19 protein-coding genes are annotated in these 16,097 nt (G+C 72.6%); 7 read left to right on the top strand and 12 right to left on the bottom strand.

Features of this window, described 5'->3' with window-relative positions; genetic code table 11:
* Positions 1-16: 16 nt before the first annotated feature.
* Entirely contained in the window at positions 17-694 is a 678-nt protein-coding gene (ureG, locus tag ABZ567_RS19600; protein ID WP_360791409.1) for an urease accessory protein UreG, read from the top strand.
* Positions 691-1,434 carry an urease accessory protein UreD gene (locus ABZ567_RS19595; protein ID WP_360791712.1) on the top strand — a complete coding sequence of 248 codons (744 nt, stop codon included), beginning with the start codon at positions 691-693 and terminating at the stop codon, positions 1,432-1,434. Before ureG ends, ABZ567_RS19595 begins: the two co-directional genes overlap by 4 nt.
* A gap of 182 nt (positions 1,435-1,616) precedes the next feature.
* Here the strand turns inward: ABZ567_RS19595 and ABZ567_RS19590 are convergent, their stop codons facing one another.
* The gene (locus ABZ567_RS19590; protein WP_360791407.1) at positions 1,617-2,654 is read right to left on the bottom strand and encodes an NAD-dependent epimerase/dehydratase family protein; all 1,038 of its coding nucleotides are present in this window, start codon (positions 2,652-2,654) and stop codon (positions 1,617-1,619) included.
* Between the two features lie 64 nt (positions 2,655-2,718).
* Positions 2,719-3,438, bottom strand: a complete 720-nt coding sequence (locus ABZ567_RS19585; protein ID WP_360791709.1) for a lysophospholipid acyltransferase family protein — start codon at positions 3,436-3,438, stop codon at positions 2,719-2,721.
* Between the two features lie 81 nt (positions 3,439-3,519).
* On the opposite strand from ABZ567_RS19585, the gene ABZ567_RS19580 reads away from it, so the two are divergent.
* The gene (locus ABZ567_RS19580; RefSeq protein ID WP_360791404.1) at positions 3,520-4,560 is read left to right on the top strand and encodes a DUF3048 domain-containing protein; all 1,041 of its coding nucleotides are present in this window, start codon (positions 3,520-3,522) and stop codon (positions 4,558-4,560) included.
* A gap of 116 nt (positions 4,561-4,676) precedes the next feature.
* On the opposite strand, the gene ABZ567_RS19575 is transcribed toward ABZ567_RS19580, so the two are convergent.
* The 5 genes from ABZ567_RS19575 to ABZ567_RS19555 form a co-directional block, all read right to left on the bottom strand.
* Complete coding sequence (locus ABZ567_RS19575) at positions 4,677-4,892, bottom strand: hypothetical protein (RefSeq protein WP_360791726.1); 216 nt, start codon at positions 4,890-4,892, stop codon at positions 4,677-4,679.
* 116 nt (positions 4,893-5,008) lie between these two features.
* Positions 5,009-5,959 (bottom strand): cytochrome c oxidase assembly protein, encoded by a 951-nt coding sequence (locus ABZ567_RS19570; protein WP_360791401.1) that lies wholly within the window; start codon positions 5,957-5,959, stop codon positions 5,009-5,011.
* Between the two features lie 105 nt (positions 5,960-6,064).
* A complete protein-coding gene (locus tag ABZ567_RS19565; RefSeq protein ID WP_360791398.1) occupies positions 6,065-7,090 on the bottom strand; it encodes a 6-phosphofructokinase in 1,026 nt (341 codons plus the stop codon).
* 158 nt (positions 7,091-7,248) lie between these two features.
* Positions 7,249-7,977, bottom strand: a complete 729-nt coding sequence (locus ABZ567_RS19560) for a glutamine amidotransferase (protein ID WP_360791395.1) — start codon at positions 7,975-7,977, stop codon at positions 7,249-7,251.
* A gap of 19 nt (positions 7,978-7,996) precedes the next feature.
* Entirely contained in the window at positions 7,997-9,244 is a 1,248-nt protein-coding gene (locus ABZ567_RS19555; RefSeq protein ID WP_360791393.1) for a MurT ligase domain-containing protein, read from the bottom strand.
* A 126-nt stretch (positions 9,245-9,370) separates the two neighbouring features.
* Between ABZ567_RS19555 and def the strand changes: the two genes are divergently transcribed.
* On the top strand, positions 9,371-9,961 hold the full coding sequence (def, locus tag ABZ567_RS19550) for a peptide deformylase (RefSeq protein WP_360791390.1): 591 nt from the start codon (positions 9,371-9,373) through the stop codon (positions 9,959-9,961).
* Here the strand turns inward: def and ABZ567_RS19545 are convergent.
* A complete protein-coding gene (locus ABZ567_RS19545) occupies positions 9,958-10,605 on the bottom strand; it encodes a TetR family transcriptional regulator (protein ID WP_360791387.1) in 648 nt (215 codons plus the stop codon). The genes def and ABZ567_RS19545 overlap by 4 nt on opposite strands.
* Before the next feature lie 162 nt (positions 10,606-10,767).
* On the opposite strand from ABZ567_RS19545, the gene ABZ567_RS19540 reads away from it, so the two are divergent.
* On the top strand, positions 10,768-11,985 hold the full coding sequence (locus ABZ567_RS19540; RefSeq protein WP_360791384.1) for an acyl-CoA dehydrogenase family protein: 1,218 nt from the start codon (positions 10,768-10,770) through the stop codon (positions 11,983-11,985).
* Between the two features lie 104 nt (positions 11,986-12,089).
* Here the strand turns inward: ABZ567_RS19540 and ABZ567_RS19535 are convergent, their stop codons facing one another.
* Together ABZ567_RS19535 and ABZ567_RS19530 are read right to left on the bottom strand one after the other, a co-directional pair.
* Positions 12,090-12,275: a hypothetical protein gene (locus ABZ567_RS19535; RefSeq protein ID WP_360791381.1), complete on the bottom strand. Its 186-nt coding sequence runs from the start codon at positions 12,273-12,275 to the stop codon at positions 12,090-12,092.
* Positions 12,276-12,381: 106 nt separating this feature from the next.
* A complete protein-coding gene (locus tag ABZ567_RS19530) occupies positions 12,382-12,849 on the bottom strand; it encodes a VOC family protein (RefSeq protein ID WP_360791378.1) in 468 nt (155 codons plus the stop codon).
* 165 nt (positions 12,850-13,014) lie between these two features.
* On the opposite strand from ABZ567_RS19530, the gene ABZ567_RS19525 reads away from it, so the two are divergent.
* Complete coding sequence (locus ABZ567_RS19525; protein ID WP_360791375.1) at positions 13,015-14,388, top strand: cytochrome P450; 1,374 nt, start codon at positions 13,015-13,017, stop codon at positions 14,386-14,388.
* Here ABZ567_RS19525 and ABZ567_RS19520 read toward each other — a convergent pair.
* Together ABZ567_RS19520 and ABZ567_RS19515 are read right to left on the bottom strand one after the other, a co-directional pair.
* The gene (locus tag ABZ567_RS19520; protein ID WP_360791372.1) at positions 14,385-15,239 is read right to left on the bottom strand and encodes a putative protein N(5)-glutamine methyltransferase; all 855 of its coding nucleotides are present in this window, start codon (positions 15,237-15,239) and stop codon (positions 14,385-14,387) included. The genes ABZ567_RS19525 and ABZ567_RS19520 overlap by 4 nt on opposite strands.
* Entirely contained in the window at positions 15,232-15,714 is a 483-nt protein-coding gene (locus tag ABZ567_RS19515) for a glutathione peroxidase (protein ID WP_360791369.1), read from the bottom strand. The genes ABZ567_RS19520 and ABZ567_RS19515 overlap by 8 nt, the downstream gene beginning before the upstream one ends.
* A 37-nt stretch (positions 15,715-15,751) precedes the next feature.
* On the opposite strand from ABZ567_RS19515, the gene ABZ567_RS19510 reads away from it, so the two are divergent.
* Positions 15,752-15,976 (top strand): DUF6011 domain-containing protein, encoded by a 225-nt coding sequence (locus ABZ567_RS19510; RefSeq protein WP_360791366.1) that lies wholly within the window; start codon positions 15,752-15,754, stop codon positions 15,974-15,976.
* Positions 15,977-16,097: the final 121 nt, after the last annotated feature.

The raw sequence follows: 16,097 nt of genomic DNA, 5'->3' as shown, positions 1-16,097 counted from the left end.
CTCCGACAGGAGAACCATGCACCTCGACCACGCCCACACCCACCACGGCGCCGTGTCCGCCGACGCCCACCGCCCCGACGGCACCCGCCGCGCCCTGCGCATCGGACTCGGCGGCCCCGTCGGCTCCGGCAAGACCGCGACCGTCGCCGCCCTCTGCCGGGTCCTGCGCGACACCCACTCCCTCGCCGTCGTCACCAACGACATCTACACCCGCGAGGACGCCGACTTCCTGCTCCGCAACGCCGTCCTGCCGCCCGAGCGCATCCAGGCCGTGGAGACCGGCGCCTGCCCGCACACCGCCATCCGCGACGACATCTCCGCCAACCTGGAAGCCGTCGAGGAACTGGAGGAGGCCGTGGGCCCCCTCGACCTCATCCTCGTCGAGTCCGGCGGCGACAACCTCACCGCCACCTTCTCCAAGGGGCTCGTCGACACCCAGATCTTCGTCATCGACGTGGCCGGCGGCGACGACATCCCGCGCAAGGGCGGCCCCGGCGTCACCACCGCCGACCTCCTCGTCGTCAACAAGACCGACCTCGCCCCCCACGTCGGCTCCGACCTGGAGCGGATGGCCCGCGACGCCGAACAGCAGCGGGGCGAACTGCCCGTGGCCTTCACCTCGTTGCGGGCCGAGAACGGCGTCGCGCCCGTCGCCGACTGGGTCCGCGCCCAGCTCGCGGCATGGACCGCGTGAGCCTGCGGGCCACGGCCCGGATCACCGCCGACGCCGACGGCGGGCTGCCGTTCCTGGTGAGCGAAGGGCCGCTCGCCGTGCGCCGCACCCGGGCGGCCGGTCCGTACACCCGGGTCACCCTCGTCGGGGCGATGAGCGCCCCCCTCGGCGGTGACCGGCTCGCCGTCGAGACCGAGGTACGGGACGGGGCCCGGCTCCTGGTCGACGCGGCCGCCGCGACCCTCGCCCTGCCGGGCCGGAGCGCCGAGCCCGCCGCGTACGACGTCCGGATCTCCGTCGGCGAGGGGGGAGTCCTGCGCTGGCTGCCCGAACAGCTGGTCTCCGTCCACGGCTCGGACCTGCGGATGCGTACCGTCGTCGCGCTCGCCCCCACGGCACGGCTGGTCCTGCGCGAGGAACAGGTCCTCGGCCGCCACGGTGAACCCCCCGGCACCCTCCGCACCCGCCTCACCGTCCACCGCGCCGGACGCCCCCTCCTCGACCAGGAGCTCGCGTACGGCCCGGGGGCTCCCGGCGGCTGGGACGGCGGCGCGGTCCTCGGCGGTCACCGGGCCACCGGGCAACTCCTCGTCGTCGATCCCGACTTCGAGGAGAAGCCGGTCGCGCCCCGACTCCTCGGCGAGCACGCGGCCATCACCCCGCTCGCCGGACCCGCGGCCCTCACCACCGCCGTCGCCCCCGACGCCCTGACCCTGCGCCGCCTCCTCGACGAGGCCATGGAGCTGCTCGCACCCGCGTGAGCCGTACCGCTCAGCGGGACACCGTCACCGGTTATGGGTTCGGCAAAGAAACACCCGTACGGGTTTACATCGTGCTGCCCACGGACGAAAGGATCACCCGAACGGAACGACACCCGGCGGCCGTAACGGCCCGCGGGGGCCGGGCTCGGGGAGGGACGGCCGTCCCTCCCCGAGCCCGGCGTTCACCGCCGGGCGGCCAGCCAGGCGTCCTCCGCCGCGTAGTCGAAGAAGTCCACCCCGTACTTGGCGAGACCGGGGAAGGCCTCCCGCCACTCCCGCCCCGCCAGGTGCCCGGTGAGCCACTCGACCGTCTCCGGCAGGGACCCGGCGTACGACACCACCGGCCGGTAGCCCAACTCCCGTTCCGCCGCCGTCATGTCGTAGACCATCGGATGCGGCGACGTCCACGGGGTCAGCCCCACGACGCCCTCCGGCGGCGGCCCCTCGATCAGCACCGTCTCGCTCGCCGCTCCCATGACCCCGTCGATCGCCGCCCCGATCTCCGCCACCGTCGGCGCTTCCGGGTCGGCGCCGTTGAGCACCCGGCTGCCCGGGTTCGCCGCCGCGAGCCGGACGAGCTCCGCCAGGTTGTCCACGTGCACCGGATGGAACCGTGAGGCGCCGCCGTACGAGAGAAGGCGCACCGGCCGCCCGTCGAGCGCCCGCTTCACGAACCACAGCTCGCGCGGCCCCGGGCAGTACGGGCCGTGGATGGCGCCCGCGCGCAGCAGCGTCGTCGGCAGCGCGTCACCGGCCGCGAGCAACTCCCCCTCCAGGGCCACCTTCCGCGTGCTGTACGAGGTGTCGCCGGGCGCGACCGTCGGCCAGTCCTCCGCGACCGGCACCGGGTAGGCGGGGAAGCCGTCCGGCCGGTCCTGCGTGTCGAAGCTGCGCCCCTTCTCGTCCTCGTAGACGGCGCCGCTCGACACCACCACCGCCGAACCGATCCGGTCGGAGAGACCGGTCAGCTGCCTGCCGTGCCCGGCGTCGTACGCGACGATGTCGACGAGCACGTCACAGCCCTCGCCCAGCCCCGCCGCCAGCGCCCCCTCCTCGGTGCGGTCGAGCCGCACCGACCGGACCTCGTCCGGCCACCTCTCGTCCCTGACACCGCCCCGCGAGGCGGCCGTCACCTCCCAGCCGTCCGCGACGAGGGCCCGCACGGCCGCCCGTCCCACCTGTCCCGTCGCACCCAGCACGAACACGTTTCCCTTGGTCATGGCAGCGACGCTACGGCCGCCCGGCGCCCCGGCCCAGGGCGTTGCGCCGTGCGCGGATCAGCCCTCAGCGTTCCGTCCGGGGGAACTTTCGCGGGGCCTCCCCGTCGTCCGTCTCCGCGGCCTTCACCGTCGCCGCGTACTCGTCCACGTACTCCTGACCCGACAGGCGGAGGATCTCGTACATGATCTCGTCGGTCACCGCGCGGACCACCGTCTTCTGGTCCGCGGACCCGGCGAACCGGGAGAAGTCCAGCGGCTCCCCGAACCGGATGGCGACCCGGCGGATCCTCGGCACGACCTTCCCCGGCGGCTGGATCTCGAACGTGCCGACCATCGCGCAGGGCACCACCGGCACCCCGGCCGTCAGCGCCATCACCGCCACCCCCACCTTCCCCTTGTAGAGCCGCCCGTCGGGCGAGCGCGTCCCCTCCGGATAGATGCCGAGGAGCTCGCCGCGGTCCAGCACGCCGAGCCCCTCACGGATCGCCGCCTTCCCGGCCTCCTTGCCCGACCGGTCGACCGGGATCTGACCGGCCGCCCGGAAGAACGCGGCCGTGAGCCGGCCCTTGATCCCCGGCCCGGTGAAGTACTCCTGCTTCGCGAGGAAGGTGATCCGCCGGTCGATCACCGCCGGCATCAGGAAGTGGTCGGAGAAGGAGAGGTGATTGCCCGCGACGATCGCCGCGCCCTCCTCAGGGATGTGTTCGAGCCCCTCGATCCGCGGCCTGAAGAGCAGCTTCAGAAGCGGTCCGAGCAGTACGTACTTCATCAGGTGGTAGAACACCCGCAACCCCCGTTCGTCGTCCGTCACGCCCCGTTGTATCCGTGTGCGGCCCCGTGGTCCACTGGTGGAGGAGCAGTCACCATGACGGGCGAGCGCGGGGCCAGACGGCCCGGCCGCGTCCTCACCGCGCTGCTGTGCGCGCTGACGGCGGCCGGGCTGTACGGCTGCTCCGACTCCGGCCCTCCCAAACCCACCCCGGTACCGACGCCTTCGCCGGCCACCACGGCGCCCGCGCCCACGACACCGGTACCCACGACGCCGGCGCCCAGTGGTCGGTCGCCGCTCACCGGGCTGCCCGCCCGGCCCGCACCCGTGCTCGCCGTCAAGATCGACAACGTGACCGCGGCCCGCCCCCACACCGGACTCGGCGCGGCCGACGTCGTCTACGTCGAACAGGTCGAGGGCGGGGTCACCCGGCTCCTCGCCGTCTACTCCTCCCGCCTCCCGGAGCTCGCGGGGCCCGTCCGCAGCGCCCGCGAGTCCGACATCGAGCTGCTCGGCGCCTTCGGACGGCCGGTCCTCGCCTACTCGGGGGCGCAGTCCGCCCTGAACCCCCTGCTGCGCTCCGCGCCGCTCCACCCCGTCACCGAGACCACCGCCCCCGGGGCCTTCCGGCGCTCCCCGGACCGGGCCGCCCCGCACAACCTCTACCTGCGGCCCGAGCGGGCCCTGGCCACCGACCCCGGGGCCCGGGACGCGCGGGACATCGGCTTCCGGTTCGGGCCGGCCCCGGCCGGCGGCACCCGGGCCGACTCCGAGACCGTCCGCTTCCCCGCCGCCCGCTACACCTTCACCTGGTCCTCCGCCGACCGGGGCTGGCGGGTGGCCATGGACGGCCGCGCGGCCCGTGCCACGGACACCGGACCGCTGAACCCGTCGACGGTCGTGGTCCAGCGCGTCACCGTCCGGCCCTCCGACTTCCAGGACCGCACCGGCGCGGTGTCCCCGTACACCGAGACCGTCGGCAAAGGCACCGCGCTCGTCCTGCGCGACGGACGCGCTCACGAGGCCCGCTGGTCCCGGCCCTCGGCGTCGTCGGGCACCACCTACACCACCCCGGACGGAGCGCCACTGGCCTTCGCGCCGGGACAGATCTGGGTACTCCTGGCCCCCAAGGGCTAGGGACACACGGGTCCCGGGCCGGTCGGCCGCGGTGAGCCAGGGACGTACGGGACCCGAGCCGGTCGGCCGCGGTGAGCTAGGGACGTACGGGTCCCGAGCCGGTCGGCCGCGGTGAGCTAGGGACGTACGGGACCCGAGCCGGTCGGCGGGCGGCGGCGGGGCCCTGACAGGCCCGCCGCGCCGTCCGACGCCGCCAGCCCGATGGTGACCATTCCCAGCACCAGCCAGCCGAACCAGAGCCAGCCGCTGCTGCCGAGCGCCACCGTGTACGCCGTCGTCAGCACCAGCGCGGCGAAGGTGAGCACCGCCATCGTCTTCGTGGAACCGGACATCAGTCCGCCCTCCTCCCGACCGGGGTCACGGAAGCCGTCCCGACCATCGTGACCCCGGGAGCGGGGCGTGCGCTACTCCCCGGACGCCCCGGCGTGCGCCGAGCGCCGGGGCGGGGTCACCGCCCCCGGGTCTGGAGCGAGGCCAGATACGCGTTGTAGGCCTCCAGCTCCTTGTCCCCGTCCCGGTCGGCCTTGCGGTCCTGGCGTACCGCCTGCCGCTGCTCGGAGTGGTACCACTGGTAGACCAGCGCGATCAGCACGAGCACGGACGGGATCTCGCTGAACGCCCAGGCGATGCCGCCCGCCGCGTTCTGGTCGGCGAGCGCGTCGATCCCCAGCGAGGCCGGCGGACTCGCGTACGCCTGGACCATCGGCTCCGACGCCATCATCAGCGCGATGCCGAAGAAGGCGTGGAACGGCATGCCCGCGAACAGCTCCAGCATCCGCATCACGTAACCCGGCCGGTGCGGGCCCGGGTCCACGCCCATGATCGGCCAGAAGAAGACCACGCCCACCATCAGGAAGTGGATCATCATCCCGATGTGACCGGGCTTCGATCCCATCAGAGTGTCGAAGAGCGGCGTGAAGTACAGCCCGTACAGGCTCGCGATGAACATCGGGATCGTGAAGCCCGGGTGCGTGATCACCTTCATGTACCGGCTGTGCAGCAGCTTCAGGAGCAGCTCGCGCGGCCCCGTGGAGCCCCGGCCCGCCACCGGCAGCGCCCGCAGCGCGAGTGTCACCGGCGCGCCGAGGAGCAGCAGGATGGGCGACAGCATGGAGATCACCATGTGCTGCACCATGTGGACGCTGAACATGACCATGCCGTAGTCGTTCAGCCTGGTGCACATGACGAGGGCGATGGTCAGCACGCCGACCGTGAAGAACACCGTCCGGCTCACCGGCCACGCGTCCCCGCGCCGCCGCAGCCGCGCCACGCCCCACCCGTACAGACCGAGCGCCGTGAGGCAGCCGATCAGGAAGAAGAGGTCGGGAGAGAACTCCAGGCCCCGCCCCAGCGTGAACGGCGGCAGATCCGTGGTCATGCCGTGCCCGCTGTGATCCATCGTGTGCACTCCTGGAGCCCGATTCGTGCTTGTTGTCCGCACCAGACTAGAACCGCCCCCGGCCGCGACTGCGACCGGGGGCGGCTGTCACGCACGGGTGACGGGTCAGAGCACGCACTCCGCCTCGGCGTAGCGGTCGGCCGGGACCGTCTTGAGCGTCTCCACGGCCTCGGCCAGCGGAACCATGGTGATGTCGGTGCCGCGCAGGGCGGTCAGCATGCCGAACTCGCCGCGGTGCGCCGCCTCGACCGCGTGCCAGCCGAAGCGGGTGGCGAGGACCCGGTCGTACGCGGTCGGGGTGCCGCCGCGCTGGACGTGTCCGAGGATCACCGGTCGGGCCTCCTTGCCGAGCCGCCGCTCCAGCTCGACGGAGAGTTGGTTGGCGACTCCGGTGAACCGCTCGTGGCCGTAGATGTCGGTGCCCGCGGTCTTGAACTCCATCGAGCCCTCGCGCGGCTTCGCGCCCTCCGCGACGACGACGATCGCGAAGCGCTTGCCGTCGGCGAACCGGGCGCCGACCCGGGCGGTCAGCTCGTCCATGTCGAAGGGGCGCTCGGGGACGACGACGGCGTGCGCGCCGGCGGCCATGCCGGAGTGCAGCGCTATCCAGCCGGTGTGACGGCCCATGACCTCGACGACGAGGACCCGCTGGTGGGACTCGGCGGTGGTCTTCAGCCGGTCGAGGGCCTCGGTCGCGACGGTGACGGCCGTGTCGAAGCCGAAGGTGACGTCGGTGGAGGCGATGTCGTTGTCGATGGTCTTCGGGACGCCGACGATCGGGAGACCCGCCTCGGAGAGCAGGTTCGCCGCCTTCAGGGTGCCCTCGCCGCCGATCGGGATGATCGCGTCGAGCCCCAGGTCGGCGACATGGCCGCGGGCGCGCTCGACGCCGTCGACCAGGTGCGCGGGCTGGACCCGGGAGGAGCCGAGGATGGTGCCGCCCCGGGCCAGGATGCCGCCCACCGCTTCGAGGTCGAGCTTGCGGTAGTCGGCCTCCAGGAGGCCCTTCCACCCGTCGAGGAAGCCGATGACCTCGTCACCGTGGTCGACGACGGCTCGGTGCACGACGGAACGGATGACAGCGTTCAGACCGGGGCAGTCTCCGCCGGAGGTGAGCACGCCAATGCGCATAGCCCATAAACCTTTGCAACGTGGGCCGACTCCCGGACCACGTCGTCCGGCTGGATCCCCGCCACCCTATAGCCGCAGGGTGACGGGGCCGAACCGGATGTCCGCACAGTGGACAACGTACGTTCGTACGAGGGACCGACGGAGGGCCGCGGGACGACTCAGGCGGGCTGGGTGGCCGCCGCGATGCGCTCGCCGCGCAGCGCCTCGTACCAACGGTCGTCGGTCGGCGGCAGCGCGTTCACATCGAGGGCCAGCTTCAGGAGCAGGTCCGCGATCTGCGGGTTGCGGGCCATGACGGGGCCGTGCATGTACGTACCGAAGACGGTGTCGTTGTACGCGCCCTCGGTGCCGTCGCCGGTCCCGTTGCCCTTCCCGAGCACCGTCCGGGCGAACGGCCGGGCGGTCGGGCCGAGGTGGGTGATGCCCTGGTGGTTCTCGAAGCCCGTCAGCTGGGGGAGGCCGAGCCGCGGATCGATGTCCGCGAGGACGTCGCCGACGCACCGCTCACCCTCGCCGCGGGTCGAGATCACGTCGATGAGGCCGAGACCGGTCTCCCGCTCGCCGAGGTCGTTGATGAACTCGTGGCCCAGGATCTGGTAGCCGGCGCAGACCGAGAAGATGATCGCGCCGTTGGAGGCGGCCCGGCTCAGACCGCCGTCGCGCCGCAGCCGCTCGGCCGCGAGCCGCTGCGGACGGTCCTCGCCGCCGCCGATCAGGTAGATGTCGCCCGAGGTCGGCACCGGCTGGTCGCTGCGGACGTCGACGCGCTCGACGCTGAGACCGCGCTGCTCGGCGCGGCGCTGGACGACGAGGACGTTGCCCTGGTCGCCGTAGGTGCTGAGCAGGTCCGGGTAGACCCAGACCAGGCGCAGGCTGCTGTCAGTCATGCTGCATGTCCTCTACGGGTCAGTTGCCGACGCGGCGGCGGACGTCCTGGAAGGCGGTGTAGTTGGCGATCAGCTCGATCTGCCCGGGCGGGGCCATCGCGACGGCCTCGTCGAGCGTCTCGCAGACGCGGAAGTCGACGCCCGCGACCTCCAGCCGGACCGCGAGGTCCAGCTTCCGGTCGCCGATCACCATGATCGGGTGGCCGCCGAGCCGCCCGTAGTCCACGTCCCACAGCCAGGAGGTGTCCGTTCCGTCGGCGCCGCGGGCGTTGACGGAGAGGATCACCGGGGCGGGCGGCCCATCGATGAGGGAGAACGTCTCCAGCCAGCCGGCCGGGTTCTTCGCGAGCAGCAGACGCAGGTCGCGGCCCTGGAAGGAGACCACGTCGTAGCGTCCGGCGACGGCCTGTACCTGGTACATGCGCTCGAGGGCGACCTGCGGCGGGACCCCGAAGACGGCGGCGACGGCGGCAGAGCTGGTGGCGTTCGCCTTGTTGGCGCGGCCGGGCAGCTGGAGCCGGATCGGCCAGGCCGAACCGTGCGGGTCGAGCACGTGGTCGCCGCTGAGGGCCCAGCTCGGCGCGGGGCGGCGGAAGCCGCACTCGCCGCAGAACCAGTCGTCGCCCGGGCGCTGCATCACACCGCCGCAGGCGGGGCACGACCAGGCGTCGTCCTTCCACTCCTGGCCCGCGGCCACCCACACCACGTTCGGCGAGGAGGAGGCGGCCCACACGATGAGCGGGTCGTCGGCGTTGGCGACGACGACGGCCTTGGTGCCGTTGAGTCCCTCGCGCCACTTCTCGGCGAGCATCCGGGTCTCGGCGGCGCGGTCGAGCTGGTCGCGGGAGAGGTTGAGCAGCGCGATGACCTTCGGCGTGGTGTCGCGGGCGACCCCGGCGAGGTACTTCTCGTCGACCTCGATGACGCCGTACTTGGAGTCCGAGCCGCCGGCCAGCGCCGAGGTGATGCCGGCGGGCATGTTGGCGCCGAGGGCGTTGGAGACGACGGGGCCCGCGGCACGCAGGGCCTCCGCGATCAGCCGGGTCGTCGTCGTCTTGCCGTTGGTCGCCGACACCAGGACGACGTCCAGATGCTGCGCGAGCCGGCCGAGCAGGTCGGGGTCGAGCTTCAGCGCCACCTTGCCGCCGATCACCGAACCGCTGCCGCGCCCCGCCGCCCGCGACACCGCGGCCGCGGCCCTGCCCGCCGTCACGGCCAGCTTGGCGCGCGGCGACAGCGGCTCTGGATTACCGGGGTGTCCTGACATCGTTCTTGTTCCTCCTTGCGTCGGTCCGGGCTCAGCCTATCGAGATCCGGCCAGCAGCCCGAACAGCGGCACCGCCGAGTGGCCGTGCGAAACAGCCAGGTCACGGCGGACCGTACCCTTACCGGCATGCGAAACCGCCCCATCCCCGGCAGTTCCGGCCTCGTCCGGGCCATGACCCTGCTCGGCGACCCCGTGCTGCACCGACCCTGTGCGCCCGTCACCGACTTCGGGCCCGAACTGGCCCGGCTCGTCGAGGACATGTTCGCCACGATGTACGCGGCGAACGGCGTGGGCCTGGCGGCGAACCAGGTGGGCGTGGGCCTGCGCGTCTTCGTGTACGACTGCCCCGACGACGAGGAGAACCGCCACCTGGGCCATGTGGTGAACCCGCGCCTGGTGGAGGCGGACGGCGAGGTGGTCCGGGGCCCGGAGGGCTGTCTCTCCCTGCCGGGCCTGGAAGCCCCGACGCCCCGTCACGACCGCGCGGTGGTCGAGGGCGTACGGGTGGACGGGACACCGGTCCGTATCGAGGGCACGGGTTTCTTCGCCCGCTGCCTCCAGCACGAGGCGGACCACCTGGAGGGCGGGGTCTACGCGGACCGGGTCACCGGGTGGCGCAAGTCACGTCTCCTCCGCTCGATCCGCAAGGAGCCGTGGGGGAGCGGGGCGGGAGTGCTGGAGTCCCGGGGTTCCCGGGGAGCTGAGGGGTCCTCCTAGAACCCGGGTCCGTCCGGCCGGTCGTCCGCCTGGGCGAGGCGGCCCCACAGGAGGTCGGCGAGGCTGCGGACGAGTTCGGCGCGGGAGCAGGGGCGTTCGCCGAGCCACCAGTCGCCGGCCGCGTGCATCATGCCGACGATGCCGTGGCCCCAGATCCGGGCCTGGACCTCGGCGGCGGGGCCCAGGTCGACGCGTTCGGCGATGACCTGGCCGAGCTCCTCGCCCATGCGGCGGAGCAGCGGCGCGGAGTGGCGGCCGACGTCGAAGCCCTGCTCGGTCTGGTGCGACTCCTCCGCCGGGTGCATCAGGAAGCGGTAGACCTGGGGCATCGCCTCGATCGAGGCGAGATAGGTCTCGAGAGTGGCCTCGACCCGGCGGCGGCGGTCGGCGGGGGCGTCGAGCGCGGCCCGCAGAGCGGAGAGGAGGGCGTCCGTGTGGCGGATGGCGAGGGCGCGGTACAGACCGCCCTTGTCACCGAAGTGGCGGTAGAGGATCGGCTTGGTGATGCCGGCCTCGGCCGCGATCGCGTTCATGGACGCCTTGGGGCCCTCCCGGAGCACCACCCGGTCCGCCGCCTCCAGCAGTTCGCGTCGCCGCTGCTCGGCGGGCGTCTGCTGGTCGGTGGTCCGGTGTGCGATGTCCATAGCGTGTCTCCCCGCCCGTGCGATTCCGTGAGGCTGTCGCAACGTAACACCCGCCCGGTTCCCGGTGCTGGCCGGGCCGAAGGGCTGCGTCGCTGGTTGACAGCCCATACCCACCGGTAACAGACTGTTGTTACCGCAAGTAACATACAGCCGGGAGGGAACATGGGCGAGTTCACGCTCGAACTCAACGAGGACCAGAAGCAGGTCCGCGACTGGCTCCACGGCTTCGCCGCCGAGGTGATGCGCCCCGCGGCCGCCGAATGGGACGAGCGTGAGGAGACTCCCTGGCCGATCATCCAGGAAGCGGCCAAGATCGGCATCTACTCGCTCGACTTCTACGCCCAGCAGTTCTTCGACCCCACCGGTCTCGGCATCCCGATGGCGATGGAGGAGCTCTTCTGGGGCGACGCCGGCATCGCCCTCTCCATCGTCGGTACGGGCCTCGCCGCAGTCGGCGTCCTCGCCAACGGCACCGAGGAGCAGATCGGCACCTGGGTCCCGCAGATGTACGGCGACGCGCACGACATCAAGGTCGCCGCGTTCTGCTCCTCGGAGCCCGACGCCGGCTCGGACGTCGCCTCCATGCGGACGCGGGCCGTGTACGACGGGGCCAAGGACGAGTGGGTGCTCAACGGCACCAAGACCTGGGCGACGAACGGCGGCATCGCCAACGTCCACGTCGTCGTGGCCGTCGTCGACGCCGAGCTGGGTTCGAAGGGCCACGCCTCCTTCATCGTCCCGCCGAACACCCCCGGCCTCTCCCAGGGCCAGAAGTTCCAGAAGCACGGCATCCGCGCCTCCCACACCGCCGAGGTCGTCCTCGAGGACGTCCGCGTCCCCGGCCACTGCCTCCTCGGCGGCAAGGAGAAGCTGGACGAGCGCCTCGCCCGCGCCCGCGAGAAGGCGAAGGCGGGAGGCGGTGAAAGGGTGAAGAACGCCGCCATGGCCACCTTCGAGGCCTCCCGCCCGGCGGTCGGCGCCATGGCCGTCGGCACCGCCCGCGCCGCGTACGAGGTGGCCCTGGACTACGCGAAGACCCGGGTGCAGTTCGGCCGTCCGATCATCGAGAACCAGGGCGTCGCCTTCCAGCTCGCCGACATGGCCACCCGGATCGACGCGGCGCGCCTCCTCGTCTGGCGCGCCTCCTGGATGGCCACGGCGGGCAAGCCCTTCACGGCGGCCGAGGGCTCCATGTCGAAGCTCTATGCCAGCGAGGTCGCCAAGGAGGTCACCGCCCAGGCCATCCAGATCCTCGGCGGCAACGGCTACACCCGCGAGTACCCGGTGGAGCGGATGCACCGCGACGCCGCCATCTACACGATCTTCGAGGGCACGAGCGAGATCCAGCGCATGGTGATCAGCCGGGCCATCGCGAAGTAGCCGACCGGCCGAGGACGACATGGCGGCGGCCCCGCACCGGCTCGGTGCGGGGCCGCCGCCATGCGCGTCGGAGGGGGCCGGTGGATCGACGGGAGGGCCGCCGCTCAGGCGGCGAGCTCCTGCCCCGCCTGTACCGCATCGGTCCAGGCGGCCACCAGTACCTGGTAGATCCGCTGCTCGTCCGCCGTCAGCGGGCGGCGCTCCTCACCGGCGCGGACCCACAGGGTGCGGATCGCGTCGTTCAGAGCGGTGGGGCCAGGGGTCCCTGTGTGCGGATCGGTATCGGACATGGCATCCAGCGTAGGCGCTGGGTACGACAGACCCGGTCTCCGACAGACGTGGGATCCGCCACGCCCCGCGGCCGGAGTGCGGGGCCGGGGGGCGTGGCGAGCGATCTCACACCAGGCAGAACTCGTTGCCCTCCGGGTCCTGGAGGACCACCGCGTAGTAGTCCATGCCGTTCGGCTCGTCCATCGTGTGGAGGACGGACGCGCCGAGCGCTGTGAGCCGGGACACCTCGCCGTCCACCCGCTCCCGGCGCAGCGCGAGCGGGACGTCGCGGCCGCCGCCGACCTTGAGGTCCAGATGGACCCGGTTCTTGACGGTCTTGGGCTCCGGGACCCGCTGGAACCAGACCCGGGGGCCGACGCCCTTCGGGTCGACGATGGACTCGGGCAGCTCCCCGGCACCGTCGCCCAGCTCCTCCTCGGGCACGCCGATCGCCGCCCAGTACTCCCGCCAGGTGGCGTTCCCCGTGGGCGGCGGATCCGGGACGTACCGCAGGGCCTCCAGCCAGAAGGGCACCAGCAGTTGGGGGTCGGCGCAGTCGATCGTCAGTTGCAGGGTCAGCTCGGGTCGCTCCATGCGACGAGGCTCTCAGACGCCACTGACAACGGCGGAACGCCGGAAGCGTCAGGATCGGAACAAGCCAACCGGCCAGATCCGGACGGGTGTTCGGCCATTGCTACCTGTGGGTTACTTCACCGGGGGACAATCGCCCCGCAGGCGACGATCGAGGGGGAACCGTCCATGGCCATCACCACCGGTACCGAAGCACCCGAACTCGCGGGACTTCCGCTGCTCGGCTCCATGTTCGACCTCAAGAACGACTCCCTCGGCACCTTCCTGCGCGCCCGGCGCGAGCACGGCGACGTCGTACGGATCACCGCGGGACCGCCCGGCATGCGATCCGTCGTCTACGGAGTCTTCTCCGCCGACGGCGCCCAGCAGGTCCTCGCCGGGGAATCGGCCAACTTCCGCAAGGACAACCACTTCTACCAGAAGGTCCGCGAGTCCTTCGGCAACGGGCTGCTCACCAGCCAGGACGAGGACTACCTCCGCCAGCGCCGGCTCGTCCAGCCGCTCTTCACCCGCCGCCGCGTCGACGGCTACGCCTCCGCCGTCGCCGCCGAGGTCACCACCCTCACCGGAGAGTGGGAGGACGGCGGCGCCGGAACCGTCGACGTCCTCCAGGAGATGACCCGCCTCGCCCTGCGCGCCGTCGCCCGCATCCTCTTCGGCACGGACGTCGACGCCGCCGTCGAGATCGTCGAGCGCAGCTTCCCCGAACTCGGCGCCTACGTGCTGCGCCGCGGCTACTCCCCGGTGAACCTCCCCCGCGACTGGCCCACCCCCGGCAACCGCAAGGCCGCCGCCGTCCACCAGGCCCTGTACGAGGTCTGCGACCGCATCATCGCCCAGCGCCGGGTCTCCGACCGGGCCCCCGGCGAGGGCGACGACCTCCTCACCCTCCTCGCCGAGGCCGAGAGCGCCGAGGACGGCAGCTTCGACGCGACCGAACTGCGCGAACAGGTCCTCGTCTTCCTGCTCGCCGGCCACGAGACGACCGCCACCTCACTCGGCTTCGCCCTGCACCTGCTCGCCCTCCACCCGGAGGCGCAGAAGCGGGCCCACGAGGAGGTGGACCGGGTCCTCGGCGGCCGCGACCCCGGCGCCGCCGACCTCGACGCGCTGCCCTATGTCACCCAGGTCCTCAAGGAGGCCATGCGGCTCTTCCCCGCCGCCCCCGTCATCGGGCGCCGCGCCGTCGCGGCCACCCAGATCGGCGGGATCACCATCCCGGCGGGCGCGGACGTGATCGTCGCCCCCTGGGTCACCCACCGCCACCCGGACTACTGGGAGGACGCGGAGCGCTTCGACCCGGACCGCTTCACCCCCGAGGCGGAGGCGGCCCGCCCCCGGTACGCGTGGTTCCCCTTCGGCGGCGGCCCGCGCGCCTGCATCGGCCAGCACTTCTCGATGCTGGAGTCGGTGATCGCCCTCGCGATGATCCTCCAGCGGTACGGCTTCGAGGCCGTCGACACCGAGGTGCCCGTCGCCCCCGCGATCACCCTCCAGGCCGCGGGCCCGGCCCGCTGCCGCCTCACGCCCAGGACGGCCTAGCGTCCTTTCGTCCGGAGCAGGCCGCGAGCCCGGCGTGCTCCGGACGAGGGGTCCTGGCCCGCCCGTCCGCCGCCCTGCCGTCGGGTCGCGACGACGACCGTCGCCCACCACTCCTCCGAGGTGATCACCTCAGGGGCGAGCAGGCCGCCCGAGACCTCCACGACGGCCTCCACGGCCCCCTCGGCCTGCCGTTCGCTCGTCTCCACGAGGAGGTGTCCGCCCGGCGCCAGCCACTCCGGCGCCCCGGCGGCGACCCGGCGCAGTACGTCGAGACCGTCCCGGCCGCCGTCCAGCGTGACGAGCGGCTCGTGGTCCCGTGCCTCCGGGGGCAGCAGCCCGATCTCGTCGGTCGGTACGTACGGCACGTTGGCGACCAGGATCTCGACCCGGCCCCGCAGCTCCGCGGGCAGCGGTGCGAAGAGATCGCCCTCGTGCACCCGGCCGCCGCGCGGCTCGACGTTCCGCCGGGCGCAGCGCACCGCCGCGGGCTCGATGTCCGCGGCGTGCACCTCCGCGCCCCGGACCCGGTCGAGCAGCACCGCGCCCGCGGCGCCGGAGCCGCAGCACAGGTCGACGCAGACGGCGCCCGGCCGTGCCAGCTCCACCGCGCGCCCGACGAGGAACTCCGTACGCCGCCGGGGCACGAAGACCCCGCCGTCGACCTCGATCCGCAACCCGCCGAACGCGGCCCAGCCGACGACGTGCTCCAGCGGCAGCCCCGCGGCCCGCCGCTCGACCATCAGGTCGAGCTCGTCGGGTCCGGCGGCGGACGCGAGCAGCATCTCCGCCTCCTCCTCGGCGAAGACACAGCCCGCGGCCCGCAGCCGGCCGACGACGCCCGTGTCAGGCAAGCTGGGCCTCGATCGCGGCGACGACCTCGGGGGCGTCCGGCTCGGTGCGCGGACGGAAGCGGGTGACGTGGCCGTCGCGGCCGATCAGGAACTTCTCGAAGTTCCACTGGACGTCACCTGCCTCGCCCTCGGCGTCGGCGACCTTCACCAGCTCCGCGTAGAGCGGGTGGCGGGCCTCGCCGTTGACGTCCGTCTTCTCCAGGAGCGGGAAGGACACCCCGTACGAGGTCGAACAGAAGGTCCGGATCTCCTCGGCGCTGCCCGGCTCCTGGCCCGCGAACTGGTTGCAGGGCACGCCGAGCACGGTGAGACCGCGCTCCCCGTACTCCTTCTGCAGCCGCTCCAGACCCGCGTACTGCGGGGTCAGACCGCACTTGGAGGCCACGTTCACGACCAGGACCGCGCGGTCCCGGTAGTCGGCGAGGGAGACCGGCTCGCCGGTCAGGGACTTCAGCGGAATGTCGTACAGGCTCATGGACTGCTCCTTGAGGGAAATAGGGTTTGATCTCAACATGGGAGACGAACCGCTGGCAATCGACATCGATTCCGCACCCGAGCAGGGGCCGAGCCCGGTGCGCTGCCGCCTCTGCGGCCGGCCCCTCACCGGCGCGGACTCGCGCCGCACCGGTCTCGGCCCGACCTGCGACGCGAAACTCCACCCCCCGGCCCCCGACATCCGCACCCGCCGCCACGAGGTCGAGCAGGACGCCCTGCCGGGCATCGACCGCGCCCTGTAAGGCCGTCTGGCAGCCCGGAACCCGGTGACGCTACCAGTCCGCAAACCGCTGGCCCAGCCGTTTCCCCGGCCAGCACAGTGGGCGCCGATGAGAGCGAAACCCGAGCTGCCGGAGTCCTGAG

It is taken from the genome of Streptomyces sp. NPDC016459, assembly GCF_040632845.1.
In the GTDB taxonomy this organism is placed as follows: Bacteria; Actinomycetota; Actinomycetes; order Streptomycetales; family Streptomycetaceae; genus Streptomyces.
Note: the sequence above shows the minus strand (reverse complement) of the source record. Positions and strands in the feature narration are given on the sequence as shown.

What these genes read in the sequence shown, in the direction of transcription:
- ABZ567_RS19515 (WP_360791369.1), bottom strand. Translation starts at nt 15,714, where the DNA reads ATGAGCCTGTACGACATTCCGCTGAAGTCCCTGACCGGCGAGCCGGTC.
- ABZ567_RS19525 (WP_360791375.1), top strand. Translation starts at nt 13,015, where the DNA reads ATGGCCATCACCACCGGTACCGAAGCACCCGAACTCGCGGGACTTCCG.
- ABZ567_RS19580 (WP_360791404.1), top strand. Translation starts at nt 3,520, where the DNA reads ATGACGGGCGAGCGCGGGGCCAGACGGCCCGGCCGCGTCCTCACCGCG.
- ABZ567_RS19545 (WP_360791387.1), bottom strand. Translation starts at nt 10,605, where the DNA reads ATGGACATCGCACACCGGACCACCGACCAGCAGACGCCCGCCGAGCAG.
- ABZ567_RS19570 (WP_360791401.1), bottom strand. Translation starts at nt 5,959, where the DNA reads ATGGATCACAGCGGGCACGGCATGACCACGGATCTGCCGCCGTTCACG.
- ABZ567_RS19535 (WP_360791381.1), bottom strand. Translation starts at nt 12,275, where the DNA reads ATGTCCGATACCGATCCGCACACAGGGACCCCTGGCCCCACCGCTCTG.
- ABZ567_RS19540 (WP_360791384.1), top strand. Translation starts at nt 10,768, where the DNA reads ATGGGCGAGTTCACGCTCGAACTCAACGAGGACCAGAAGCAGGTCCGC.
- ABZ567_RS19590 (WP_360791407.1), bottom strand. Translation starts at nt 2,654, where the DNA reads ATGACCAAGGGAAACGTGTTCGTGCTGGGTGCGACGGGACAGGTGGGA.
- ABZ567_RS19575 (WP_360791726.1), bottom strand. Translation starts at nt 4,892, where the DNA reads ATGTCCGGTTCCACGAAGACGATGGCGGTGCTCACCTTCGCCGCGCTG.
- ABZ567_RS19530 (WP_360791378.1), bottom strand. Translation starts at nt 12,849, where the DNA reads ATGGAGCGACCCGAGCTGACCCTGCAACTGACGATCGACTGCGCCGAC.
- ABZ567_RS19560 (WP_360791395.1), bottom strand. Translation starts at nt 7,977, where the DNA reads ATGACTGACAGCAGCCTGCGCCTGGTCTGGGTCTACCCGGACCTGCTC.
- ABZ567_RS19565 (WP_360791398.1), bottom strand. Translation starts at nt 7,090, where the DNA reads ATGCGCATTGGCGTGCTCACCTCCGGCGGAGACTGCCCCGGTCTGAAC.
- ureG (WP_360791409.1), top strand. Translation starts at nt 17, where the DNA reads ATGCACCTCGACCACGCCCACACCCACCACGGCGCCGTGTCCGCCGAC.
- ABZ567_RS19555 (WP_360791393.1), bottom strand. Translation starts at nt 9,244, where the DNA reads ATGTCAGGACACCCCGGTAATCCAGAGCCGCTGTCGCCGCGCGCCAAG.
- ABZ567_RS19510 (WP_360791366.1), top strand. Translation starts at nt 15,752, where the DNA reads ATGGGAGACGAACCGCTGGCAATCGACATCGATTCCGCACCCGAGCAG.
- def (WP_360791390.1), top strand. Translation starts at nt 9,371, where the DNA reads ATGCGAAACCGCCCCATCCCCGGCAGTTCCGGCCTCGTCCGGGCCATG.